26 protein-coding genes are annotated in these 24,222 nt (G+C 65.8%); 14 read left to right on the top strand and 12 right to left on the bottom strand.

Annotation, left to right across the window (positions count from 1 at the left end; translation table 11 throughout):
* Positions 1 to 33: 33 nt before the first annotated feature.
* Entirely contained in the window at positions 34 to 591 is a 558-nt protein-coding gene (locus tag ABZW16_RS27990) for a helix-turn-helix domain-containing protein (protein WP_354959050.1), read from the bottom strand.
* Between the two features lie 82 nt (positions 592 to 673).
* Between ABZW16_RS27990 and ABZW16_RS27985 the strand changes: the two genes are divergently transcribed.
* A complete protein-coding gene (locus ABZW16_RS27985) occupies positions 674 to 1,459 on the top strand; it encodes an SDR family oxidoreductase (RefSeq protein WP_354959049.1) in 786 nt (261 codons plus the stop codon).
* Positions 1,460 to 1,483: 24 nt separating this feature from the next.
* A complete protein-coding gene (locus tag ABZW16_RS27980; RefSeq protein WP_354959048.1) occupies positions 1,484 to 1,843 on the top strand; it encodes a nuclear transport factor 2 family protein in 360 nt (119 codons plus the stop codon).
* A gap of 245 nt (positions 1,844 to 2,088) precedes the next feature.
* Here ABZW16_RS27980 and ABZW16_RS27975 read toward each other — a convergent pair whose 3' ends face one another.
* Entirely contained in the window at positions 2,089 to 2,961 is an 873-nt protein-coding gene (locus tag ABZW16_RS27975; RefSeq protein WP_354959047.1) for a LysR family transcriptional regulator, read from the bottom strand.
* Positions 2,962 to 3,069: 108 nt separating this feature from the next.
* On the opposite strand from ABZW16_RS27975, the gene ABZW16_RS27970 reads away from it, so the two are divergent.
* Positions 3,070 to 4,068: a 4,5-dihydroxyphthalate decarboxylase gene (locus tag ABZW16_RS27970; protein WP_354959046.1), complete on the top strand. Its 999-nt coding sequence runs from the start codon at positions 3,070 to 3,072 to the stop codon at positions 4,066 to 4,068.
* A gap of 63 nt (positions 4,069 to 4,131) precedes the next feature.
* Here the strand turns inward: ABZW16_RS27970 and ABZW16_RS27965 are convergent, their stop codons facing one another.
* Positions 4,132 to 5,064 (bottom strand): LysR family transcriptional regulator, encoded by a 933-nt coding sequence (locus tag ABZW16_RS27965; protein ID WP_354959045.1) that lies wholly within the window; start codon positions 5,062 to 5,064, stop codon positions 4,132 to 4,134.
* A gap of 242 nt (positions 5,065 to 5,306) precedes the next feature.
* On the opposite strand from ABZW16_RS27965, the gene ABZW16_RS27960 reads away from it, so the two are divergent.
* Both ABZW16_RS27960 and ABZW16_RS27955 read left to right on the top strand, forming a co-directional pair.
* The gene (locus ABZW16_RS27960; protein WP_354959044.1) at positions 5,307 to 5,945 is read left to right on the top strand and encodes a cysteine hydrolase family protein; all 639 of its coding nucleotides are present in this window, start codon (positions 5,307 to 5,309) and stop codon (positions 5,943 to 5,945) included.
* 94 nt (positions 5,946 to 6,039) lie between these two features.
* On the top strand, positions 6,040 to 7,704 hold the full coding sequence (locus ABZW16_RS27955; protein ID WP_354959043.1) for a cutinase family protein: 1,665 nt from the start codon (positions 6,040 to 6,042) through the stop codon (positions 7,702 to 7,704).
* A gap of 3 nt (positions 7,705 to 7,707) precedes the next feature.
* On the opposite strand, the gene ABZW16_RS27950 is transcribed toward ABZW16_RS27955, so the two are convergent.
* Positions 7,708 to 8,343: a TetR/AcrR family transcriptional regulator gene (locus ABZW16_RS27950; RefSeq protein WP_354959042.1), complete on the bottom strand. Its 636-nt coding sequence runs from the start codon at positions 8,341 to 8,343 to the stop codon at positions 7,708 to 7,710.
* An 87-nt stretch (positions 8,344 to 8,430) separates the two neighbouring features.
* Between ABZW16_RS27950 and ABZW16_RS27945 the strand changes: the two genes are divergently transcribed.
* Positions 8,431 to 8,730, top strand: coding sequence for an antibiotic biosynthesis monooxygenase (locus ABZW16_RS27945; protein WP_354959041.1), 300 nt, complete (start codon positions 8,431 to 8,433; stop codon positions 8,728 to 8,730).
* 114 nt (positions 8,731 to 8,844) lie between these two features.
* Here the strand turns inward: ABZW16_RS27945 and ABZW16_RS27940 are convergent, their stop codons facing one another.
* Together ABZW16_RS27940 and ABZW16_RS27935 are read right to left on the bottom strand one after the other, a co-directional pair.
* Positions 8,845 to 9,489 (bottom strand): arsenate reductase ArsC, encoded by a 645-nt coding sequence (locus ABZW16_RS27940; protein WP_354959062.1) that lies wholly within the window; start codon positions 9,487 to 9,489, stop codon positions 8,845 to 8,847.
* A gap of 134 nt (positions 9,490 to 9,623) precedes the next feature.
* Positions 9,624 to 10,568 (bottom strand): alpha/beta hydrolase family protein, encoded by a 945-nt coding sequence (locus ABZW16_RS27935; RefSeq protein ID WP_354959061.1) that lies wholly within the window; start codon positions 10,566 to 10,568, stop codon positions 9,624 to 9,626.
* 372 nt (positions 10,569 to 10,940) lie between these two features.
* Between ABZW16_RS27935 and ABZW16_RS27930 the strand changes: the two genes are divergently transcribed.
* Positions 10,941 to 11,840, top strand: a complete 900-nt coding sequence (locus ABZW16_RS27930) for a DMT family transporter (RefSeq protein ID WP_354959040.1) — start codon at positions 10,941 to 10,943, stop codon at positions 11,838 to 11,840.
* A gap of 9 nt (positions 11,841 to 11,849) precedes the next feature.
* Here the strand turns inward: ABZW16_RS27930 and ABZW16_RS27925 are convergent, their stop codons facing one another.
* On the bottom strand, positions 11,850 to 12,344 hold the full coding sequence (locus ABZW16_RS27925) for a MarR family winged helix-turn-helix transcriptional regulator (RefSeq protein WP_354959039.1): 495 nt from the start codon (positions 12,342 to 12,344) through the stop codon (positions 11,850 to 11,852).
* Between the two features lie 54 nt (positions 12,345 to 12,398).
* Between ABZW16_RS27925 and ABZW16_RS27920 the strand changes: the two genes are divergently transcribed.
* The 4 genes from ABZW16_RS27920 to ABZW16_RS27905 all read left to right on the top strand — a co-directional run bounded on the left by ABZW16_RS27920 (position 12,399) and on the right by ABZW16_RS27905 (position 16,472).
* Positions 12,399 to 12,992, top strand: a complete 594-nt coding sequence (locus tag ABZW16_RS27920) for a hypothetical protein (RefSeq protein WP_354959038.1) — start codon at positions 12,399 to 12,401, stop codon at positions 12,990 to 12,992.
* A gap of 7 nt (positions 12,993 to 12,999) precedes the next feature.
* Positions 13,000 to 13,644: a methyltransferase domain-containing protein gene (locus ABZW16_RS27915; RefSeq protein ID WP_354959037.1), complete on the top strand. Its 645-nt coding sequence runs from the start codon at positions 13,000 to 13,002 to the stop codon at positions 13,642 to 13,644.
* Between the two features lie 143 nt (positions 13,645 to 13,787).
* On the top strand, positions 13,788 to 15,143 hold the full coding sequence (locus ABZW16_RS27910) for a wax ester/triacylglycerol synthase family O-acyltransferase (RefSeq protein WP_354959036.1): 1,356 nt from the start codon (positions 13,788 to 13,790) through the stop codon (positions 15,141 to 15,143).
* A gap of 204 nt (positions 15,144 to 15,347) precedes the next feature.
* On the top strand, positions 15,348 to 16,472 hold the full coding sequence (locus ABZW16_RS27905) for a nitronate monooxygenase family protein (RefSeq protein WP_354959035.1): 1,125 nt from the start codon (positions 15,348 to 15,350) through the stop codon (positions 16,470 to 16,472).
* Between the two features lie 230 nt (positions 16,473 to 16,702).
* On the opposite strand, the gene ABZW16_RS27900 is transcribed toward ABZW16_RS27905, so the two are convergent.
* Both ABZW16_RS27900 and ABZW16_RS27895 read right to left on the bottom strand, forming a co-directional pair.
* Entirely contained in the window at positions 16,703 to 17,653 is a 951-nt protein-coding gene (locus ABZW16_RS27900) for an oxidoreductase (RefSeq protein ID WP_354959034.1), read from the bottom strand.
* A gap of 386 nt (positions 17,654 to 18,039) precedes the next feature.
* Entirely contained in the window at positions 18,040 to 18,819 is a 780-nt protein-coding gene (locus ABZW16_RS27895) for a GntR family transcriptional regulator (RefSeq protein WP_354959033.1), read from the bottom strand.
* A gap of 109 nt (positions 18,820 to 18,928) precedes the next feature.
* Between ABZW16_RS27895 and ABZW16_RS27890 the strand changes: the two genes are divergently transcribed.
* Positions 18,929 to 20,413: an AarF/ABC1/UbiB kinase family protein gene (locus ABZW16_RS27890; RefSeq protein WP_354959032.1), complete on the top strand. Its 1,485-nt coding sequence runs from the start codon at positions 18,929 to 18,931 to the stop codon at positions 20,411 to 20,413.
* A 294-nt stretch (positions 20,414 to 20,707) separates the two neighbouring features.
* Here ABZW16_RS27890 and ABZW16_RS27885 read toward each other — a convergent pair whose 3' ends face one another.
* Both ABZW16_RS27885 and ABZW16_RS27880 read right to left on the bottom strand, forming a co-directional pair.
* Positions 20,708 to 20,833, bottom strand: a complete 126-nt coding sequence (locus ABZW16_RS27885; RefSeq protein WP_354959031.1) for a hypothetical protein — start codon at positions 20,831 to 20,833, stop codon at positions 20,708 to 20,710.
* Positions 20,834 to 20,861: 28 nt separating this feature from the next.
* Positions 20,862 to 21,461, bottom strand: a complete 600-nt coding sequence (locus tag ABZW16_RS27880) for a GDSL-type esterase/lipase family protein (protein ID WP_354959030.1) — start codon at positions 21,459 to 21,461, stop codon at positions 20,862 to 20,864.
* Between the two features lie 119 nt (positions 21,462 to 21,580).
* Here ABZW16_RS27880 and ABZW16_RS27875 point away from each other — a divergent pair, with 119 nt between their 5' ends.
* Together ABZW16_RS27875 and ABZW16_RS27870 are read left to right on the top strand one after the other, a co-directional pair.
* A complete protein-coding gene (locus tag ABZW16_RS27875) occupies positions 21,581 to 22,360 on the top strand; it encodes a 2OG-Fe(II) oxygenase family protein (RefSeq protein ID WP_354959029.1) in 780 nt (259 codons plus the stop codon).
* Positions 22,344 to 23,120, top strand: coding sequence for an SDR family oxidoreductase (locus tag ABZW16_RS27870; RefSeq protein WP_354959028.1), 777 nt, complete (start codon positions 22,344 to 22,346; stop codon positions 23,118 to 23,120). The genes ABZW16_RS27875 and ABZW16_RS27870 overlap by 17 nt, the downstream gene beginning before the upstream one ends.
* Positions 23,121 to 23,132: 12 nt before the next feature.
* Here ABZW16_RS27870 and ABZW16_RS27865 read toward each other — a convergent pair whose 3' ends face one another.
* Positions 23,133 to 23,981: an SDR family NAD(P)-dependent oxidoreductase gene (locus ABZW16_RS27865; RefSeq protein WP_354959027.1), complete on the bottom strand. Its 849-nt coding sequence runs from the start codon at positions 23,979 to 23,981 to the stop codon at positions 23,133 to 23,135.
* Positions 23,982 to 24,222 lie beyond the last annotated feature (241 nt).

The raw sequence follows: 24,222 nt of genomic DNA, 5'->3' as shown, positions 1-24,222 counted from the left end.
CTTTTGTAGGGTCGACTCCGGCGATACGGCGCTCTATGCAGTGTGCGGCTCTGTGTGGTGTGCGGCTCTATGTGGTGTGCGATGGTCGCGCGTCGAGTAGCGGCTGCGCATGGCGGTGCTGGCCGCGGGACCCGCCGTGAAGACGTACGCGTTGCTGTCGTCTAGGCGGCGGCCCGTCTTGGCATCGACGACGACGGGCTCGACCTCCTCGCCGCTGTTCGCGTCGACCAGAATCATGCTGCGCTCGCCAGCGGCGAGTCGGGAGTTGCCCCAGGCGGCGAGGGCGACGAGGACGGGGCGCAGGGATCGGCCCAGGTCGGTGAGTAAGTACTCGTGACGTTCGGGATTGGTCTGGTACGGGCGGCGTTCCAGCAGGCCATCCGCAACCAAGGCTTTCAGCCGGGCGGTGAGCATGCTCGAGGAGATACCGAGGTTCTCCAGGAACTGGTCGAAGCGGGTGTAACCGTCGAAGGCATCATGCAGGATCAGCAGCGTCCACCACTCGCCGACATGCGCCACCGTCGTGGACAGCGGACACTCCCGGTCTTCCAGCCTGATCCGGCTCGGCATGGACACCATCCCCTCGGTCACTGCTAGAGTAAAAGTTACTAACTTCTACTCTAGCAGTAACTAAGAGGTGCGGTCCTCGGGACGTGCCCGGATCGGAGATCCCATGGCCGAATTCCTCAGCGAGTCCCTCGACGGCCGACGAGCGTTGGTCACCGGCGGGACCAAGGGTGTCGGCGCGGCCATCGCTCAGCGCCTCACTCAGGCCGGCGCGACGGTAGTCGTCACCTCCCGCAACCGACCCATCGACGTCGAGGACAAGTGGTTCATCGCCGCCGACCTGTCCACGGCCGAGGGCGCCGCCCACGTGGTCGCCGAGGTCGACGATCGCATGGGCGGCGTCGACATCTTGGTCAATACCCTTGGCGGATCCGAAGCGCCCGCCGGTGGATTCGCCGCGTTGAGCGATGAGGTGTGGGCGACGGAACTCAGCACGAACCTGATGGCCGCCGTCCGCCTCGACCGCGGTCTGCTGCCCGCCATGCTCGCGGCGGGTCACGGCGTGATCGTGCATGTCACCTCGATCCAGCGTCGCCTGCCGCTATGGAACGGCACCCTGGCCTACGCCGCCGCCAAGGCCGCGCTCACCACCTACAGCAAGGGCCTGGCCAACGAGGTCGCCCCACGCGGCGTTCGCGTCAACACCGTCTCGCCCGGCTTCACCCAGACAGCAGCCGCCGAGAACCTGATCGCCCGAATCGCCCAGGAGGCCAACATCACTCACGATGCCGCTCTGGGCCGACTTATGGACTCCCTCGGCGGCATCCCGCTGGGCCGCCCCAACCGACCCGAGGAGGTCGCCGAACTCGTCGCCTTCCTGGCCTCCGACCGCGCCTCGGCCATCGTCGGCGCCGAGTACGTCATCGACGGCGGCACAACCCCGACCATCTGACCACGAAACCCCAAGGGAACCCTCATGACCACCAATTGGCCCCAAACCATCCCCCCGCAGGCACTACCCGAGGTGATCAACCGGTACCTCACCGCGCACCGTGCCCACGACAGCGCCACCGCGTGCTCCGCCTTCACCCCCGATGCCACGGTGGTCGACGACGGGAACAGCTACGACGGCAGCGCGGCCATCGAAGAGTGGCTGGACCGGTCCGCCACCGAGTTCACCTACACCATCGAACTCGCAGCGGCCCAACGGTTGGACGCCACCCATTACATGGCTACCCAGCACCTCGAGGGCGACTTCCCCGGCGGCACCATCGACCTGCGTTACCGATTCACCCTTCGCGGCGACCTGATCGAACACCTCGTCATCGCACCCTGAGACGCGCAGCATCAGCGAGCACTGCCGGAACTGATCACCGAGTCCGAGCCCGTCAAGGGTGGCCCGAATGAAGAAATGCCATCGAACTGAAACATGGCCACTGCACGAGACAAACCAGAAACGACCAGGTGAAAGCGCTGGCAAATGCCACGACTTTTGAGACCCTACACGGCCTCGTCGGCGGCGCGCCTGATCGCTTTGACCAGCAGGCCCCTACGCCGCTGATGGCGCCCGGGACGTCGCGCTCAGACGTCGCTTTCGTCGCGGGAACTGTAGCTGCGCTCGGCAATCTGGACGAAGCTGCGGATCAGCGGGCTGTGAGCGGTTTTCAGCCAGGCGACGACGAGATGGCTCGGCGGGCGATCGGGGAATGGGACGGTGACGAGGCCGAGGGGCAGCGGCTGGTCGATCGGGGCGAGCGCCGCTGTTCCGTTCCATATGACCGCTTGCAGGCATTCCTGGATCGTCCGCATCGCCGGTGCTGCGTCGTCGTGCGCGCCGCAGGTCCAGTAGGCGGTCCATGCCGGATCTGCGTCGGATGGCAACCGGACCCATCGGCGGCCGGCCAGGTCGACCGGCGACACCGAAGTGCGATGGGCGAGCGGGTCGTCGTCACGCATCACGACGCCGACAGGTACCGAGCGCAGGATGCGCATGCTGATTCCGTTGTCGTCGAAGGGGGTTCGAGTGAGCGCCACGTCGACGAGCCCGGCGTGCAGCCCGGCCGTCGGTTCACCGAGATCGGCCTCGTGAACGCGAACGTCGACGTGCGGATGGCGTGCCCGGAACAATGCCACCAGCCCACCGTCGACGTGCGCGGCGGTATCCGCCAGCGTCCCGATGGTGAGGGTCGCCGACCCTGCGCTGGCGGTCACCCGGTCGCGGATCCGGTCGGCTCGCTTCAGCAGCGCACTCGCCTCGTCGTACATCGTTGCTCCGGCCGGAGTCAGGACGACGCCCTTCGGAGTGCGCTCGAGCAGGATGACGCCGAATTCGTCCTCCAGCTCCCGGATGGCCCGGCTCAGCGGCGGCTGCGTCATGTGTAGGCGGTTCGCCGCCCGGCCGATGTTGCGCTCCTCCGCCACCGCTACGAAGTACCGGAGCAAACGAAGGTCCACCGCAACACGATACCTACTCGGTATGGCGATTGCGGAGATGGTCTTGGACAGCCGGCTCGGTCACGGAGAACTGTTGAAAGCGTAGAGCCGACAAGGAGATCCACGCTCATGACCAACCACACTCTCACCATCGGATGCTTCCGATACGACACCACCCGTGCGCTTTTCGACGAGAGCGTCAGCGTGGACGGCAGCGCTGTCACAATGGAAACCGCGGCCACCCTGCCGGAGATCTTCGAGCGGCTGATCCGCGGAAACGAGTTCGACATCGCCGAACTCGGGCTCACGTTCTACCTGCGCCTGCTCGAAACAGGATTGCCGTACGTGGCGCTACCGATCTTCCCGAACCGGGTGTTCCGGCACTCGTGCATCTTCGTCAACACCCACAGCGGCATCACCCACCCTGCCGCTCTCACCGGACGGACCATCGGGGAATTCGGCACCTACGGCCAGGACTCCGGCGTGTGGGCCAAAGGGATCCTCACCGACGAGTACGGATTCGAGCCCGAACAGAACCGCTGGGTGATCGGCGGCCTCGAATCTCCCGCACCCCCTTTTGATTTCATCCCGCACCCGCACCCGGCCGATCTCGAGGTGACCGCCGCGCCCGGGGGAACGACACTGAGCGCGATGCTGGATGCGGGCGAGATCGACGCCCTGTTCTCGGCAAATGTTCCACAGTGCGTGCTCGACGGATCTCCGAATGTCGCCCGGCTGTTCCCCGACTTCGAGCCACTGGAACGCGACTATCACCAGCGAACCGCGATCTTCCCGATCATGCACACCATCGTCGTGCGCAGGGATCTGCTGCATGAGCGCCCCGGCCTCGCGCAGGACGTCTACCAGGTCTTCTCCCAGGCGAAAGACGCTGCCGCCGAATACTATCGCCGCAACCGCAGACTGTACGAGGTCCAAACCATGGTGCCGTGGATGAACGCACTGATCGAACGCAACGGCGAACAGTTCGGCGACAACTGGTGGCCCTACGGCATCGCGGCCAACCGCACCGCCCTCGACACCTACCTGCGCTACCACTTCGAACAAGGGTTGTCGTCTCGACGGTGGAAGATCGAGGACGTATTCGCCCCGGAGTTGCTCAACAGCTGAGAGTTCTCCCGGCCATGCGGCATCGAATACCGAGCAGCTTTCCCACTCCAGGTGGCCTGGGTCCTACCGTGCCCAGTCCGGTGTCCATATGTCATCGCTGGATGTCGTTCGGTATCTGGTCTGTAGGTAGTCGAGGAAGTTTGCGAGGACGGGGTGGGGATTGTCTGCTCGCCAGATCACCGAGAGCGGGTAGACGGGGGTCGGGTTGACAACCGGGATTCGTCGCAGGTCGTAGCTTTCCGGCCAAAGGTATCGGGAGCCTTCGCCGGCGAAGGTGGCGAGTTGGGTCGAGTCGGCGAGTTCGGCGAGGAGCGCTTCGATGCCGAACATCGGGCCGATCGTGTCGATGGTGAGTCCGAACGCGGTCGCGAGATCGTTGTAGTAGCCGATCGGCTCCGGATCGGACATGCCCGGCATCCAGATGGGGTGGTCGGTGAGTTCGGCCAGCGTCACGGATTTGGCGTTCGCCAACGGGTGTTTCGGGCCGACCAGGAGTTCGTGTCGGTCGTCGATGACACGCAATGAGCGGAGTCCGGTCGGGACTTTGCGGGCGGAGTCGCGTAGGGATCTGAAGGTGGCGTCGAGGGTACCGGCGCCGATCTCGGCGAGCGCCGCTGCGGCGTCGGCGTTGGGTAGGGCGACGACATCGAGCTCGATATCGGGGTGCTGCTGGTAGAAGGCGTGCAGCACATTGGACGGTGCGATCCTGCGGCTGACCACGTCGATCCGCAGCGCCCTGCGCCCCGGTGTCACGGCCGCGGTGGCGCGTTCGGCGGCGCGGAGGAGTTCGCGGGCATGGGGTAGTAGTGCTTGTCCGTCGACGGTGAGCCGCACGCCCCTGGCGGTCCGCGCGAAGAGCTGTACGCCGAGCTCTCGCTCCAGGCTCGCTACTCGTTTCGAGGCCCCCTGCTGGGTGATGCCCAAATCGTCGGCAGCGGCTTGGAACTGGCCCGCCTCGGCAACAGCGACGAAGGTACGAACCGCATCGAGATCCATGAAGGGAGAACCTAATCGCACAACGATGAGTTGTGGCACGTCGCTCGATCTGTTGTTGGTGTCGGCCTCCGTCGATCCGGGGCCTGCTCGCACAACTCACCAGCCCGCACGCAGCAATTGCGCTATCCGGTGACTTCAGCGGCCAATGGACCAGGGGGTCATTCAGGCCACTGTTGAGCGGACCGCGCCTTCGGCATCGTTGACCTCCGGCAACACCGCCGCCCCAGCACCCGGAGGAACTCATGAACGCACCGGCCCCGAAGCGCGCGCTCATCGTCGTCGATGTCCAGAACGAATACGTCACCGGCGACCTGCGGATCCAATACCCGCCCGTCGCGGAATCGCTGGCACAGATCGGCCGTGCCATGGATACCGCGGTCGCCGCCGAGATGCCGATCGTGGTGGTCCAGCACACCGCACCCGCCGGCGCGCCGATCTTCGATCGCGGCACCGCCGGATGGCAATTGCACCACTCGGTGGCCGAGCGGCATTACGACCTCGCCCTGGAAAAGACCGTGCCGAGCGTCTTCGCCGAGAACGACCTCGAATCGTGGCTGCGGGAACGCGGCGTCGACACCATCGCCGTCGTCGGGTACCTGACCCATCACTGCAATAACGCGCTGATCACGCACGCGCACCACGCCGGATTCGCCACCGAACATCTCAGCGACGCGACCGGCACCGTACCGCTGACGAATGCCGCTGGTCAGGCCACCGCGGCGGAGATCCATCGCGTCCTCAATGTCGTGATGCACTCCCAGTTCGCCGCCGTCAGCACCACCGATCAGTGGATCGATCGCGTCGGCAACGCAACCGCAACACCGATCGGAAATCTGTTCGATTCCTACAACAGTTCTTTCGCCTCGGCGGCGCCGCGGTAACGAATACGTCCCGGTCACCGACACACCTCGTGACATATGGCCTGTCGGGGGGCCTGTCCGCCCATTTGTCGGATTTTGGATTGGGGAACTGGACATGGCTCTTCGGGAGTTCATCGCGCGCCATCGGCTGGCTTCGGCCGTTGTCGCGCCCGCCACGCTCGGGGTGGTGGCGATCGTCGCCGCCTCCTGGGCGCTGACATCGACGTCGCAAACCGTGGATACACAGCTCAGGGCCTCGGTGACGGAGTGCCACGACATGGTGACCATTTCGGTGGCCGGACGCCGTGACACTCCGGTCGAAGGCACCACGAAGCTGCTGGTCGGCGCCAATGGCGAGGAATTGCCCGCCGCGCTGTCGGATGACTATCACAGTCAGTGGGTCGACCCCGTCGTCAACGCACCCGCCGATAATGTCGATCCCGGCTCATATGCCGCGGTATACATCGCGTATCCGGCGAATATGGCCACCTACGAGGACGCCGTCAATGCCGGTGTCGCGAATACCGAACAGGTGATGCGGGAGATCAGCCAGGCCTGCCCGGACACCAAGTTCTCCATCGTCGGCTACAGCGAGGGCGCCGATGTCGTGCGCCGCGTCGCCATGACGGTCGGGCATCAGACGCCCGACCAGAACGGTGGCTACGGAGTCGTCGATCCGGCCGATGTCGTCGGTGTCGTCATCCTCGCCGATGCCGGACGCTCGGCGGGCGACGGGCCGTTCCCGGGTGCGAAGGATCCGTACAGCAATCCCGACGGCTTCGACCAGAAATATCAGAGCGGCACCAAAGCAGTTGCGGGTCAGGGTGCACTGCCCGGCACCAGCGGCGACTTCGGGGCGCTGAACGGCAAGATCGCGTCGTTCTGCTCCGATGGCGATCTCACCTGCTCGGCACCGCAGAATATTTCGCTGCTGCAGTTGGTGGTCAATGTGGGTCGCCAGTTGAATGTCGACGCACTCGAACGCGATGGGCTCACCCCGGCGACCGGGCAGGACGTCGCGGTTGTCCTCGGCCGGATCGCATTGGCGGCCTTCGCCGATATTCAGTCGCAGCCGAACTGGATGCAGAGCAACGAAACCTTCCTCCAGGTGCTGCTGCGGGTTTCCGATCCCGAGTACAAGCCGGGTCAGACGCCCAAGCCCAGCACGCAGGCGACGGCGATCTCGACCAACGACATGTCGCCACTGGCCTATCTGCCGCAGAAGGTGTTCAACGAGATCGTCGGTCTCATCGTGACGAACCAGAACACCATCCCGGTGATCATGAGCGACCCGTACCAGCTCACACTCGGGCCGAACGCGACCGGTCACCACTTCGACTACTGGCGCGACTCCGCCGACGGCAAGCCGCTAACCTCCGCCGAGTACGCGGCCGCCTGGCTCACCCATCTGGCGCAGCAGGCGCAGGCCGGTAAGGCGGTCGATACCAGCGCAAAGCCGACGCCAGCGGATCTCGCGGCCGCATACCAGGCGGCGACCTCCACGACCAAGACCAGCGAACCGACCAAGACCACGACCACGTCGCCGACGACCACCAGCACCTCGCCCGCGAAGTCCGCCGCTACCAGCGCACAGCCGACGACTACGACACCACCCACCACGACGTCGAGTGCGGCGACCACCCCCCAGGTGACGACAACACCACCGGCTCCGACCTCGACCACCACCCCCGCCCAGACGACAAAGCCGACCACCACCGAACCGACCACCACCACCACGACAACGCAATCCGCGGCACCGACCACCACCGCTACGCGCTAGCAGTCACCGCCGGTTTTCGATACGGGCCGCGGCGTCGCCGCCCGCTGCGACGTGCGGCCAGGCATGCAGCGCCGCCGCGGCGATCTCACGTAGTTCGGCGCGGGTGGCTCCGTCCCGGGCTTGGGCGGACATGCCTTGCAGGACAGCCGCATAGAAGGTCGCCACCGCGCGGGCGTCAGCATCGGCGGGCAACTCCCCGGCGCGAATGGCGGCGGCGATCTTCTGTTCCACCGCGTCTCGACCGGCGGTGCGGAGATCGCGGAGGTGGGCGCGGATATCCGCGGATTGGGGTGTGCAGTTGGTCGCGGCGGTGATCAGGAGACAACCGGGCGGGTGATCGTCGCGGGTGTAGGCACCGGCCGCTTCGTCGAGTAGGCGCGTGATCGTGCGGTAGGCGGTGGGTTCCTCGGTGAGCGCACTGGTCGTGAAAGCGGCGTAGGTCCGCAGGTAGCGGTCCAGGGCCTCGAGGAACAGCGTGCGCTTATCACCGAATGCGGTGTACAGGCTGGGTGGGCTGATACCCATGCGCTCGCTCAGCAGTGCGATCGACGCCGCGTCGTAGCCGTGTTCCCAGAAGACGTCGACAGCCCGCTCGAGAACCGCGTCGCGGTCGAATGAGCGAGGGCGTCCCATGGCCATGCGCCAATTGTATAGCGATCGTTCCGAATGTCTGCTACCGTCATTTCGGAACGATCGATACGAAAGTTTTGCCTGTAAGGAGCCATAATGGTCAAGGTAGGCGTGATGATCCGGATCGAAGCAAAACCGGACAGGGCCGACGAACTCGAGGCGACATTGCAGGCGGCGCTGAGCAAGATCCAGCAGGATGAGCCGACGATCGTCTGGCTTGCTCTGCGTCTCGGCCCCACCACCTTCAGCGTCGTCGACGCATTTCTCGACGAGGCGGGGCGGCAGGCCCATCTCGACGCATACCTCGGCGCGCTGCAGGCGGCTGCCCCGGAACTGCTGAGCGCGCCGCCGTCCATCGAGTACACCGATGTGGTTGCGGCCAAGCTGCCTGGGTAGTGACGATCGCCGCGACCGAGGGTTCCGTCAGCAGATCGGCGTGCGCTCCGCCATTACCAGCGTGCAGTCCGTTTATCCGATCCGGATGACGCTCTCGCCTCCACGGCGGATTCGCTAACTGTGCGGGCGGTCGCCCCAGGAGAGGCCCAGGTCGGCGAGGAGGTTCTCGACGCGGGCGGCGATATCGTCACGAATCGGGCGGACCTCGTCGATACCGAGGCCTGCCGGGTCTTCGATGATCCATTCGTCATAGCGGGGGCCGGGGACGAGCGGGCAGATGTCGCCGCAGCCCATGCTGACAATGACGTCGGCGGCGCGGATGATTTCGTCGGTCCAGGGCTTGGGGTATTCGTCGGCGATATCGATGCCGATTTCGGCCATCGCCTCGACCGCGGCCGGGTTGAGGGCCGCGCTCGGTTCGGAACCGCCGGACCAGGCGATCGCTCGCCCCTGCGCCAGCTGGGTGAGCATGCCAAGGGCCATCTGCGAACGTCCGGCATTGTGGGTGCACAGGAACAGCACGGTCGGCTTGGATTTGGCGACCTTGCCCTGCACCTTCGCCAGCGCGTACAGCCGCTGACGGCCGAAGCGCTCGGCCAACGTCGGCAGATACAACGTCACCGTGGAGCGAGCGACGAAATCGTCATAGGAGTCGTAGAGGTAGCGGTGCACCGTTTCGAAGGCGAACATGGTCGCGAACTCATCCTGCAGCCGGTCCTCGGCACTCGCGAGGGCCGTCTCGTGGTCGAGTTCGAGCAGACGGTAGTTGGGCGTCGCAGAGGCGGCTGAGCGTTCGGTCGCATCCGACTGTTCAGACTGAGACACGCCTCCAGCCTGACAGCCCGTCGAACGCCCCGCCAAACGGGCATCCCGCGAAACCGGCTCGAACCCGACTACGGAGCGGAGTACAGTCCCTGCGCCAGAACCGGCCATGAGGTGTGCAGATCCTCCTGCCAGTAGCCCCAGGAATGGGTGCCGCTGTCCCGGTAGACGAAGGTGGCGGGGATCCCGAGCTGGTCGAGCCGGTTCTGCAGATTGTGCGTCGACCAGTTGACCCCGGCCTCGATCGCCGCGCCGACCGCGACCGTCTGCGCATTGTCCTCGGGCTTCTCCAGCCGGAATTTACCGCCCGGCTGGTCGTAGACACCGGGTATGCCATTTCCGGTGGAAACGAAAAGGTTTGGTCCGCGCAGCTTTTCGGCATTGCGGATGGGATCGTTCGCGGCCCAGAGCGGACTATCGGACGGACCCCACATATTTCGCGTATCGCCACCGCCGTAGGTCTCCACGGTCACTTTGACCATGCGCTGACCGATCGGGTCACTGGTCTGGGCGATCCCGCTGTAGACCGCGACGCTGCGGTAGAAGCCGGGCTTGGCGATTTCGAAATTGAGCACCGAGGTGCCCGCCATCGACAGTCCCGCAATGGCATTGACACCATTCGTGCCGAGCGCGGTATCGATCAACGGCGGCAGTTCCTCGGTGAAAAAGGTCACCCATTTATTGGTGCCGAGCACCGGATCCGGCGCGATCCAATCCGCGTAGAAGCTCCAGTGCCCGCCGATGACATTGACCACATTGACGTTCTTGTCCGACAGGAACTCCATTGCGTCGGTATTGCGCTTCCACGTCGCATCATCCTGCCCGCCGCCGGCGCCGTTCAGCAGATAAAGCGTCGGGCGCGGCACCGAGGTGTCGGTCGGTCGCAGCACATCGACCGGGATCGTCGAATTCATTGCGGCGGAATGGATGTAGAGCCGAACGTTGCGGGCGTCCTTGGCCTCGACCTTCTCGATGAACGAACCATCCGGCGACTGCACCGATGACGGCAGCACAATGGCGGGCTGCGTCGATCCCGTTCCGGAGCCGGTATTCGGCTCCGCATGCGCGGGAATCGCACCGAGACCGAGCAATACCGCAATCGCCGCCAGCACCACGCGTTTCGTTGGACGGTTCAACACCCATTCCTTCGTTCGGGCCCGGACCCGAATACCCATCGGCCCGACCAGTTGATCGAGAACCGGACCGGCCTCGTTACGACAACCTGTCGTCGGACGGCCGAAACTGTTGCGCGGCTGTCTGATTGAATCCGATGCCGCGGGCTGCCGTCGAGCCCCCGGTTCCACTGGCTCGACCGGCAACACTTGCCCTCGAATCATGGGATGAACCCATATATGCTCCGGTGCGAGAAATGGATCGGAGGTCCCACGATGACCAGGCGTGGCTGGGTGTTGTTCTTGGCAATGGGCGTCATCTGGGGCGTGCCCTACGCAATGATCCGGATCGCCGTCGAGGATTTCGACCCGATCGCGGTGGCCTTCGGCCGGACCTTCCTCGGCGCGCTGATCCTGCTGCCGATTGCGCTCTACACCAAGGCGCTGGCACCGGTATTCCGCCGCTGGCGTCCGCTGCTGCTGTACACCCTGGTCGAGATCACCGGCCCGTGGCTGCTCATCGGCTTCGCCGAGACCACATTGAACAGTTCGACGGTCGGCCTGCTGATCGCCGCGGTACCGCTGATCGCGGTGGTCATCGTGACCAAACTCGGGCACGACCGCTTCGACGCGCGCCGCACCGTCGGCCTGATCGTCGGCTTCGCCGGGGTGGCGGCGCTGGTCGGCTTCGATATCGACCTGGCGCAGCCCGCGGCCATCGGCGCGATCGGGCTGACCACCATCGGGTATGCCGTCGGCCCGATCATTATCAATCGCGCACTCGCCGACCTGCCGCCGCTCGGCGTGGTCACCGGATCACTGATCCTCGCGGCGGTGATCTACGCACCGTTCGCGGCATGGCGCTGGCCGGCACACTTCACCGCCGACGCGTCGTGGTCGGTGCTCGGCCTCGCCGTCATCTGCACGGCCGCGGCGTTCCTGGTCTTCTTCGCGCTGATCAGCGAGGTCGGCCCGGCCCGCGCCACCGTCATCACCTATATCAATCCGGCAGTCGCCATCCTGCTCGGGGTGACCCTGCTGGACGAGCCGCTGACAATCGGCATGGGCATCGGCTTCCCGCTGGTCATCCTCGGCTCGATACTCGGCACCGCGCGCGCCCGCGCCGCCGAGCAGCCGGTTTCGACGCCGGTGCCGCAATCGCCGAGTCAGGTGTGAGTCCCGCGCTCATTCGGTGCGCATCACCTCGGTCGCGCCCGCACTGAAGGTCAGACCCGCACCACCGATGATCTTCATCAGCACATCGCGCAGCCGAACCACTTCGGCCGCACCGATTATCGCGTCGAGATGCGCGTCGAATCGCGCGACCACATCGAGTCCGGCCGCCAGCACGGACCGGCCCAGCAGAGTCAGGCGCACCAGCCGTGCGCGCCGATCGGTCGGGTCGGGAGCCACCTCGACATAACCGCGCGATTCCAGGTGCCGCACGAGTTCGCCCATCGCCTGTTTGGTCATGCCCGCCCGCGCCGCCAGGTCGATCAGCCGGGTGCCCTCGGGATCGATCACCTGGAATACCGGCGTGTGCGCGGCGCGCAGGTCAGCGAATCCGGCCGCGGCCAAACCCGCATCCAGTTCGGCCGCAAGCGTTCTCGCCGCGGCGCTGAGCAGATTCCCGAGCGGCGGCGGCCGATCGGCCAGCGGATTAGTCAGGCTCTTGACCATTCTTCGACTCCTTCGTATCTTTAGTCAGGGACCTTACTACTTTGGATGGTGCACATGACTGGACAGGCTGTCGTCGGGCTCTCGGCACTGGCCCTGGTGATCGAATCCGGCTGGCTGATATTCGCGGACGGATCCGTTGGATCGATCACCGCCGTCGTTCTGGTGAGCGTCGCGGTGCTGACCGTGAGCGCGGCCCGATTCGTGGCTATCGATACCGCGGTGCGAATTTTGTTGGGCGCCTTGTTCGCCGGATCGGTCGCAGACCGGTTCGGACTACTCGGCGCGCCGGGCACGAAAGACGTTTCCTGGGGCAGCTATTCGGCGTTCGTCGACTACACCCGGACCTTGGTACCCCAGGCGCTGGACTGGTCCGTACCAACCCTGGCCGCAGTCGCGACGGCGCTGGAAACCCTGATCGCCATCGGTCTGATCCTCGGCATCGCGGCGAAATCCACCGCACGCCTCGCAACCGCGGTTCTGATCGCCTTCGCGGCGGCGATGTGGACATCGGTGGGTTTCGATGAAATGTCTTCCTACGGTGTGCTCGTCGTCGCGGGCGGCACCGCGATACTCGCTACCTGCGATACCGCGCTGCGACTCGACCACCTGCTGCGCCGTCTGCCGTCGCGGCGCCCCGCGGTGGAATGATGGCCGGATGGCACGCACCGATTACGCCGATGTGGCGCAGACCCGCACCGCCTACGACGACCTCGCGGACCAATACGCCGAATTCGCCATCGGGCACCTCGAGTCCCAGCCGTTCGACCGCGCCATGCTCGGCGTATTCGCGGAACTGGTGCGGGCCAACGGTTCTGGTCGGGTCGCCGACCTCGGATGTGGCGAGGGCCGACTGACCGCGCACCTGGCGGGGCTCGGACTGGATATCTTCGGCATCGACCTGTCACCGCGGCTGATCGCACACGCGCGAGCGCGACATCCGGAACTGACCTTCGGCGAGGGTTCGCTCGAACACCTCGACCTCGCCGACGGTACCCTCGCGGGCGTCCTCGCGTGGTACTCGTTCATCCATCTGCCACCCGAGCGGATTCCCGCGGTGTTGACGGAGTTCCATCGGGTACTCGAAAACGGAGGGCACGCGCTGCTCGGCTTCCAAGCCGCCGCTGTCGAGGATGTGGAACCGTACGACCACAAGGTGATTCGCTCCTACCGCTGGTCGCCCGATCGGCTCGCCGCACTGGCCGACCAGGCCGGTTTCACGGCGACCGCCCGGCTGGTACGGGAACCGGATCCCGGCGAGCGGGGTCGCCAGGGCTACTTGCTGCTGGTCAAGGATCACTGATTCGGCGGACGCCGATCCGGACCTTTCAGTAAGGTTGAGGCCACCGCGCAGGGGACATGGCTGCGCGAGCCCTTCCGACATCGTGGTCGATACCGCTTGTTCAAGACCTCCACACCACACCGTCGTCAGGGGGCGACTCACCAATGGAGCTCATTTCTCCGATCGATGCCGTATTTCTGCTGGCCGAATCCCGCGAGCACCCGATGCATGTCGGTTCACTGCAGCTGTTCGAGACGCCGGAAGACGCCGGGCCCGACTACGCCCGGGTAATTCACGAGAAGTTGTTGGCGGACACCGAATTCCACCCCACCTTCCGCAAACAACCCGCGAATTGGCTCGGCACACCGCAGCTGGCGTGGACGCAGGCCGAGGACATCGAACTCGCCTATCATCTGCGCCGGTCGGCGCTGCCGAGTCCGGGGCGCTTCGACCAATTGCTCGAGCTGGCCTCCGAGCTGCACAGCGCCCTGCTCGACCGGCACCGCCCGCTGTGGGAGATCCACCTGGTGGAGGGGCTGAGCGACGGCCGCTTCGCCATCTACTCGAAGATGCACCACGCGCTGATCGACGGTGTCGCCGCACAGCGGCTGTTGCAGCGCACACTCACCGACGACCCCGCGGCGAACGAAATGCGCGTGCCGTGGAATCTGCCTCGTGCGCGGCGCGCGCCCGAACCGTCCGGGTCCCTGTTCGGCGGGATCGCGCGAAATCTCTTGTCGGCGGCCAATTCCGCTCCGGCCGCACTCCGGGCGGCCCGCGCCGCGCTGCTGCAACAGCAGCTGACCATGCCGTTCGATGCGCCGCGCTCGATGTTCAATGTGCCGATCGGCGGCGCCCGGCGCTGCGCGGTGCGGTCCTGGCCGCTGGAACGCGTCAAACAGGTTAAGAAGGCCACCGGCACCACCGTCAATGATGTGGTGCTCGCGATGTCGGCCGGTGCGCTGCGCGAGTACCTGATCGAACAGCATGCGTTGCCCGACAAGCCATTGATCGCCATGGTCCCGATCTCGCTGCGGGCCGATGACGATACCGCCGAGACCAGCGGCGTGAAGGTCGGCGCAATCCTGTGCAACCTCGGCACCGATATCGCCGATCCGATCGAACGGCTGCGCGTGGTGAGCGAATCGATGCGCCGCAGCAAAGAGGTCTACAACTCGCTCTCGCCGATACAGACGATGGCACTGTCCGGTCTGATGCTCAGCCCGCTGGCCCTGACCTTCCTACCGGGCATGCTGTCGCTGGCCAATCCGCCGTTCAATATCGTCATCTCCAATGTCCCCGGCCCCAAGGATCCGCAGTACTGGAACGGCGCCCGCCTCGACGCCTCCTACCCGATGTCGATCCCGTTCGACGGACAGGCCGTGAACATCACCCTCACCACCAATGGCGACAACCTGGACTTCGGACTCGTCGGCTGCCGCCGCAGCGTGCCGCGCCTGCGCAGCCTGTTGGACCACCTGGAGAACTCGCTCAGCGACCTGGAACAGGCGGCCGTCTGAAACGGCTATCCCCAAAGAAACTAGAACGTGTTACATTCGATTTCAGGCGCCCGCGCCTGCTGCCGAAGCCGTCATCGCGTCATGGCGATATCTGCGGTAGGCGGTCGAATCGGCGGCGCGGGCCAGCGACCAAATATGTAACCCGTTCCAGCACTCCTCGGCCGGTCGCTCCGGCTGCGGGGCGAGTAGGGAGACCAGCACGCCATGCGTACCGAAATCTGCGACCGGCTGGGGATCGAATTCCCCATTTTCGCCTTCACCCATTGCCGCGATGTGGCGGCCGCGGTCAGCAATGCCGGTGGTCTCGGCGTGCTCGGTGCGGTCGGCTTCACCGCCGAACAACTGGAGGTCGAACTCGCGTGGCTCGATGAGCATGTGCACGGCGTCTACGGTGTCGACCTCGTCATTCCGTCCAAATACGAGGGCAAGGGCATCGACGATCTGACCCCGGAACAGCTGGAAGCCAAACTGGCGGAACTGGTTCCGCAGGGCCACCGGGATTTCGCCGAGAAGATCCTCAATGACCACAAGGTGCCGCACCTGCCCGAAGAGGAGCATCACAACCAGCTGCTCGGCTGGACCGCGACGACCGTCGCACCGCAGATCGAGGTGATCCTGCGCCATCCCAAGGCCAAGCTGGTCGCCAATGCCCTGGGCACCCCGCCGGACGATGTGATCAAGCAGATCCAGGATTCCGGGCGCCTCATCGGCGCGCTCTGCGGGTCGGTCAAGCACGCGCTCAACCACAAGCGGGCCGGGCTGGACTTCGTGGTCATGCAGGGCACCGAAGGCGGCGGCCACTGCGGTGAGATCTCCTCGCTGGTGCTCTGGCCGCAGGTGATCGATGCGATCGGCGATATGCCAGCGCTGGCCGCCGGTGGTGTCGGCAATGGCCGTCAGGTCGCCGCGGCCATGGCAATGGGCGCGGCGGGCGCGTGGACCGGCTCGCTGTGGCTGACCGTCGAGGAGGCGAATGTGCCGCCCGCGCAGATGCAGACCTATATCGATGCCTCCAGCCACGACACCGTGCGGTCGCGGTCCTGGACCGGCAAGCCGTGCCGCATGCTCAAGAACGACTGGACCGAGGCCTGGGAGGCGCCGGAGACTCCGGACCCGCTGCCCATGCCGCTGCAGATGATGGTTGCCCTGGATGGCGTCAAGCGCGGACACCGCTACCCGGAAGCGGCCAAGGACGTGAACTTCAACCCGGTCGGCCAGGTCGTCGGCATGATGAACAAGGTGGAGCGCTCCGCCGATGTGATCGCGCGGCTGATCAACGAGTACGTGGAAGCGTGTGACCGCCTGAACAAGCTCAATAGCGAGCTCTAGCAGTCGGATCGGTGCCGTCGCCCTGGCGCTCGAGCTTGGGCGACGTGCCACCATCGCCGAAAGGCAATAGGTTTCGATTCAGCTCGATAACGCCGCCCCCTATTGCCGCTGCATCCTGAGGATTTCCGCCACCGCTGCGACAGCGCCCCGAGCCGAGTCCGACGGGCGCGCAGGTGCGGCCCAGCGAATCGTATGGCGTCCTCCTCCCGCACGAGCTTCGGGCGACGAAATCAGGTCGCCGAGAAGTCGTATCGCACGCCGGTGAGCTGTTCACTGAGCTGCCACAGCCTGCGCGCGGTCCAGCGGCTGTAGGCCATGGGATTGCGCAGAGCCCGCCGTGGATATCCCGCCAGTTCGAATCCCGGTCCCACATAGGAGTTTCCGCGCAGATCCGGCACCGTCGCGGCATATAGCTGCGGCAGCGCGCCCATCCGGTCGGACTGGGCGATCGCGAACAGGATCGTCTGCGGGATCGCGGCCAAGAGGCCGCCCACCCCCTTCTCACCGTTGCGGGCGTAGAGACGGGTCGCCGATAGACCCGGATGTGCGGCAACGGCGTGCAGGGCGGTCCCGGCCGCCCGGGCCCGGCGATCGAGTTCGGCGGTGAAGAGCAGATTGGCCAGTTTGGACTGGCAGTATGCAGGCCAGCGCAGGTAGAGCCGCTCCCAGTTGGGATCGAGCCAGTTGATCGCGCCACCCCATGCGGCCACCGAGGATACGGTCACCACCCGCGGCCGTTCGGCGCGCAGGAGTGCGGGCAGGATGGCGCCGGTGAAGGCGAAGTGCCCGAGGTGGTTGGTGCCGAATTGGGCATCGAACCCGTCGGCGGTGCGCGAGCGCGGCACCGCCATGACGCCCGCATTATTGATCAGCAGATCGACCCGGTCGATGGTGTCGTTGATCTTTGCCGCGGCCTGCCGGACCGAAGCCAGATCGGCCAGATCCAGCGGCAGCACTTCGGGTTTCGGCCCGGCGGCGATCGCGGTGACGGCATCCAGCGCGGCGGTCGCCTTCACTTGGTTTCGGCAGGCCAGCAGCACATGTGCACCCTTGGCCGCCAATGCCTCGGCGGTACGCAGGCCGAGACCGCTGTTCGCGCCGGTGACCAGCACGGTCCTTCCGGACTGATCCGCGATATCGGCAATGGTCCAGCGGCGCGGCAGGATCGGTATGGATGTCATAGAGCACTTCCGGTCACTCGCGGAAAGGGAATCGGTTGGCAGCCTAAGCAACCTCGTCGTTGTGCGCGGCGTACCTTGCCGATGCCTTCCGCGCCAACCGGCGCATCCTCGGATTCGGTGACACGCTCCCGTCAATGGGTGCCCGACAGTTCGGCGAGCATCGTATCGGCGCCCGGTTGATCAACGAGTCAGTGATCTCACCGCGTGGCACGCCCATCCTTTACTGCCATAGCCGTCCCCTGTCCGCGCCATCTACCCTAATGTCTCAGACAGCTAGCAGCTGGGGTGATCTTACCCAGCTGCCGCGACACCGCACCCCTCGGCGGCATCGAGCACAATTGGGCCAGCAATGGCTCAGACAGGGGAATCCGGGGCAGCCGGGGCGATCAGGCCGTCGCCGCGTGCGCCGCATCCTCATGACCGTCGGCCGCGGTGTCGAGCAGCTCCTCGAAGCGGGCGATCACCTTCTCGTGGTACAGCCCGAACAGATCCTCGAACAGCGCGAGCTGCGCATCGGACGGACCGGAACCGGAGTCCCATACCGCGACCAGCGCACGCCATACCAATACATGCAGATCGGCAGCGCCCGCGAAGAAGGCCTCGACGGCCTCGGGTACGTCGAGCACCATCTCGCCGATGGAGTTCACGATCGCACGCTGCATACTCAGTCCGAGTGCGGTGAGCAGGCGGCGGACCAGTCCGACCTCGATGGCCAGAATCTGGCGGAAGTCGGGAACCTCCTGTCGGGCAAGCGATTCCAGTTCATCGATCTCGGCCTTGAGTTCGGCCGGGTCGATCTCCTGTTCGCTGCCGGTGTAGGCGAGCAGCGCCTCCATGACGATGCCGCGCTCCACCTCGACGATGTCGCGGAACATCTCGATGGCCACATCCGGCATCGGAATCGAGAAACGGAAGAGGTGCCGATACACATCGATGCCGCCCGCCTCACGGACATCACGGATGGTGAACCCCTTGCCGCGTCGCGCCTCGACGAATCCATACGATTCCAGCCGACCGAGGGTCAGCTGTGCGGTCGCGCGGTTCATATCGAACTCCTCCGCGACCTGCCGGACCGACGGCATCAAATCCCCTGGCTGATACTCCCCCGCGGCAACCCGGCGTGCCAGCTCATCGGCAACGTCGGCGACTACCGTCTGGGATCCCATCGAGATGCCACCTTTCGACTCGGTTCCGAATACGTCCCAGACAGTCTAAGCCCTCCTGTGCGAGACTGCACCTGGGTAACACTGGTCAGCGTGCGGTGTGAGGTGAGTCATGACCATTCAGCGTGGCAGCGGTCGGCCGACCGAGAGTTCGACTACTAGACGCGCACGCCTGTTCGCGCCGAATCCCCATGGCAAACCCCCAGTTCGCACGGCAGTTCGCAATGCCAAACTGGCGGCAATTCCGGTCGCCTTCGCGGGTCGGCAGGCCGCGGGGGTCGGCAAGCGCGCGATGGGCAGATCGGCCGGTGAGGTCGATCGCGAAATTCAAATGCGCACCGCCCAGCACATTTTCGAGGTACTCGGCGAGCTGAAGGGCTGCGCGACGAAACTCGGTCAGCTGCTCGCCATTTACGAACTCGCACTGCCGCGCGAGCTCGCTGAGCCGTACAAGATCGCGCTGAGCCAATTGCAGGATTCCGCGCCCGCGATGCTGCCGCGCTCGGTACACGCGGCGATGGCCGCCAGTATGGGCGAGAACTGGCGTTGGCACTTCCGGGAATTCGACGATCGGCGCGCGGCCGCGGCATCGCTGGGGCAGGTGCACCGCGCGGTCTGGCGCGACGGCACACCCGTCGCAGTGAAGGTGATGTATCCCGGCGGTAAGCAGGCGGTCGCGAACGATCTGGACCAGCTGCGCCGCATGTCCACGCTGGCAACGGTTTTCGTGCCCGGCGCCGACGTCAAGGGAGTGACCGAGGCGATCTGCGCCTGCGTGCTCGACGAACTCGACTACGCCGCCGAGGCCGACCATCAGCGGGCCTTCGCAGCGGCCTATGCCGACGATCCGGATTTCTATATTCCGCGCGTGGTCGAGCAGCGCGGCGATGTGCTCATCACCGAATGGCTCGACGGCACACCGCTGCCGCGCATTGTCGCCGCAGGTACGCGCGCCGAACGTGATCGGGTGGGCATGCAACTGGTCCGGTTCATGGCCTCCAGTTGGATCCGCAGCGGTCTGCTCTACGGCGATCCGCACCCGGGCAATTTCCGGGTGCTGCCGGACGGGCGACTCGGCATCGTCGACTTCGGGGCATGTACGCCGTGGCCCGCCGAGGGTTTCGAGGAGTGGGCGTTCGACTATTGCGATGCGTTGTTCAACGGCGGGCCAACGGATCTGGAGGCGGCGGCCCGACGGCACGGCTTCTGCGAACCGGGTCGCACACTCGATGCCGAGGACCTGTTCAACATGATGGTGCCGTGCATCGAACCCTTCCAGCACCCGACCTATCGGTTCACCACGCGCTGGCTGCGCAAACAGGTATTGCGCGTGACGAACCCGCGGCTGTCCAACGCGCTGCGGCAGGCGACCATGCCCGCGCACTACACACCGTTCGCACGCTCGATGCTCACGCTGGTCGGCGCGATCGGCCAGTTGGAGACCGAGGGCTCGTTCCGCGACGAGGTCGGCCGCTGGCATCCGACGCTGCACGAGTTGGTCACCCGGCCCGCCGAGGAGGGCGCGGCACCGGTCGACCTGGCGGTGGCGCGGCGCAAGCGAGCCGAGCAGGCCGCGCGACATATGTCGGTCGGCTGATCCATACGACGCCCTGACCTGCCCGGACACGCTGCCAAGCAATCTAAGACATGACTGTCTCAGACAATTCTGTCATCGCTTTTGTAGATGATCATCCGGACGACGAGCAGCCCCTGGGGCTCAGGTCAGCGCGCCAACCTCTCGCCAGTGCGAACCGGTGAATGCGGACCGATGAATGGGGCCAGCTCGTCGTACCCGGCCGCAGCACCCGGATGCGCGCGGCCACCCGCGCGCACCTCGCGCATCCACACCGCACCGTCGCGCATCCGGACGACGAGCAGCCAAGGGCTCAGATCAGCACGCCAACCACTCTCGCCAGTGCGAACCGATGATCGCGGCCAGCTCGTCATACCCGGCCGCACCCGGATGCGCACCGTCACCCGCACGCACCTCGCGCATCCAGACCGCACCGTCACGCATCCAGACGACGAGCAGCCAAGGGCTCAGATCAGCACGCCAACCACTCTCGCCAGTGCGGACGGATGATCGCGGCCAGCTCGTCGTATCCGGCCCCACCTGGATGCGCACCGTCACCCGCACGCACCTCGCGCATCCACACCGCGCTGTCGCGCAATGGCTGATGGGCGGGGACGTAGGGGACTGCGGCGGCCGCGCAGATGGCGGCGAAGCGTTCGTCGAGCCCGGCGGTCCTGGCATTGTGCTCGGCGTCATCGATGGGCGGCGGCGCGACCATCAGGACCGGCAGCCCGCGCTCGGCCGCCTGCGCGAGCAGTTGGGTGAGGTTGGCCGCCGATCGTTCGGGTGCCACGCGAGGTTGTCCATCGATCAGCGTGGCGTCGTTGACGCCGAACGAGACGACCAGGCGTGCATCGGATCCGTCGGGCAAGCGGGGCGTGCATTCGGCCTGCCAGCGGTCCAGGATCTCGGTCGAGGTCTGCCTGCGCACGCCGAGGTTGTAGGCGGTGAGCGGCTGCCCGGTCGCATAGGTCTCGGCCGCCAAGCGGCCGACCCAGCCCAGGCAGTGCGGATCGCCGACACCCGCGACGAACGAATCACCGATGAAGCACACGCGAAGGTCGTTCCACATCCGGCGATCTTCGCAAGCGCCGAACACCGCCCGGGACCAGGTCCGGCTATCGCACGCCCAGGCGTGGCCGGCGGTGGTACCCGTTAGGATCGCGATGGTCGTTCGGGAGGGATTTGACGTTGACCGGGGTAGCTGAGTCCGCGGTTCCGCAGTGGTTCGCCGAGCTGTTCGCGCATCGGCGCTGGATTCGCCGGGTGGAGCCGTTTCCGCATATCTATGCCAGGGATGTGTTCGTGCCGGAGTTCTACCGGCGGCTGGCCGAGGAGTTGGCGCGGGTGCGCCGGGAGCGGCCGGAGGCATTCGGTTCGGTGGCGGCCGATTACGGTGCGGTCGGGGCCCAGTTGGCCGGGCTGCGGGACGGGCCGTTGGCGCTGTTCCTGTCCCGGGAATGGCACGATCTGATCGCCCGCGTCGCCGGCGTGGCGACAACCGGTGATGTCGAGGGATCGGTGCACCATCATCCGCCGGGCAGCCCGCGGGGGTGGCCGCACAATGATCTGAATCCGGCCTGGTTCAAGGGTCCGGCGCCCGGTCCCGACCAGGTCACGACGGTGGATCCGGAGGTGGATCTGAAGTCCGGCGCGCGGTCGCCGGAGGTCTTCGCGCGGGAGACGGTGCGCGCGGTGGCGGTGCTGTTCTACTTCGGCAATCCGGACTGGCAACCCGGCGACGGCGGCGAGACCGCGCTGTTCGACCAGCTCGGTGCGAATCCTATTCCCGCACTGACAATTCCGCCGATGGACAATTCGCTGCTGCTGTTCGAATGCACACCGCGTTCGTGGCATACCTTCGTCGGCGGCAATGCTGCGCCGCGCAATAGCGTGGTGCTGTGGCTGCACCGGCCGAAGGAAGATGTGGTGCGGCGTTGGGGAGGAGACAGCATTGCGCAGTGGCACTGAACGCCGGGTATGTCTGCTGACCGGAGCCGGTGGCGGACTCGGTGACGTCTTCTGCCGCGGTCTGTACACCGATTACGACATCATCGCGGTGTGCCGCAATCGCACCCCTGCGGCACCGTCGCAGCTGGAGTGGTTCGTCGACCCCCTGGCGCCGGAAATGCCGGTGCCGGAGAACGGTTCGCGAATCTTCGTGATCAAGGCGGATCTGACCGAGGAGGGTGCGATCGAGCGCGTCGTCGACCTCGCACTCGCCCGGTTCGGTCACGTCGATCTGCTGGTCAACAATGCCGCGTACAGCCGCTTTCAACCGCTCGGCATCGTCGACGGCGACGCGACACTCGACGAATTCGAACCGCATTTCGCGGTCAATGTCGGTGTGCCGCTGCGGTTATCGGCCCGACTGGCGCAGCGTTGCTGGGTGCATGCCCTGGATGAGAATCGGGCACACAATCGCAATATCGTGAATGTCTCCAGCATTGCGGGCTCGCGGGTGTACCCCGGCGGACAGGCGCTCTACGCGGCGTCAAAGGCGGCGCTCAACCAGCTGACCCGGCATATCGCGGCCGAATTCGAGGAGTTCGGCGTGCGGGCGAATGCGATCGCGCCCAACAGCTTTCCCGCGGTGGTGCCCACCGAGCAGGTGGTGCGGGCGATCGTCGAACTCGACCGCGGCGATATGACGGGCGAGGTCTTCAGCGTCGGTGTCGAAGCCGAGGATGCGGCCGGTGGGCGTCACGCACTCGGTGCGGACGCCCGCTGACCTACTGCTGACCTACCTCGCCGAACTCGTCACGCCGGTGATCTCCTCGGACATTACCCAGAGCCGTTGCGCGAGATCCGGATCCACCGCCTGCCTGTTCCGCGGCTGCTCCAGCTCGAGCCGGTGGAAGTACTTGCCGTTGATGTCGTCCTGCGTTGTCGCCAAGTGCACCAGCGGATCCGCGCCCTTATCGGGCCGGATAAAGAATGGCCGCGACAGCGGGGAGCGAATGAACGCGCCGAGGCCGAGCGGGGCATTGTCGTAGACGTGGGTGGCGACCGCGCCGGGATGGAAGGCGGCGGTGACCAGCCCGGTGCCCTCGGTGCGGCGGGCCAACTCCCTGGTGAAGACGATATTCGCGAGCTTGGAGGTGCTGTAGGCGGCCAACTGGTTGAACGACCCGGTCGAGGCGTTGACGGTATCGAGATCCAGCTTCGCCATCCGGTAGGTCGTGCTCGCGGTATTGACGACCCGGGCCCGCGACTGCACCAACCGCTCCAGCAGCAGGCTGGTCAGCAGGAACGGCGAGAGGTGGTTGACCTGGAAGGTCAGCTCATTGCCGTCATCGGTGACGGTGCGTTTCGCCCACGCGCCGCCCGCGTTATTGGCCAGCACATCGATGCGCGGATAGCGATCGAGAAGTTGATCGGCGAGCTTGCGGACGTCGTCGAAGCGGGCGAAATCGGCGATGAACGATTCCGCGCCGACCCGCGCGGCCACCTCGGCGGTGCGCTCCGGTGCGCGCCCGACCACCGCGACCGTCGCCCCGCGCGCCACCAGCTTCGCCGCCGCCTCCGCGCCGATGCCCGAGCTGGCGCCGGTCACCACCACCGTCTTGTCGGATAGATCTTGTGCTGCCATCTGCTACCTCCTGCGCCATAGCCTGAACCGTCCTGATCCTCATCGGATCGGCGGCATTCGGCAAGGCCGTCTACTGGCCGGTAGGTCGGCGAAAACGGCGCGGTGTGTATCGTCCCCGCAGACCCTAAACCGTCGGCCCGCAACGGCGCAAAACCTCGAGACGATCCCACAACCAGCCGACCCACCACCCTTACCAACTCTCCCGAACCAACAAATCCACCAACCAGCCACGAACCTGATC

This window comes from Nocardia sp. NPDC004604, from assembly GCF_040609795.1.
In the GTDB taxonomy this organism is placed as follows: domain Bacteria; phylum Actinomycetota; class Actinomycetes; order Mycobacteriales; family Mycobacteriaceae; genus Nocardia.
The sequence above is the reverse complement of the archived record's forward strand: the minus strand, read 5'-3'. Positions and strand labels throughout refer to the sequence as shown.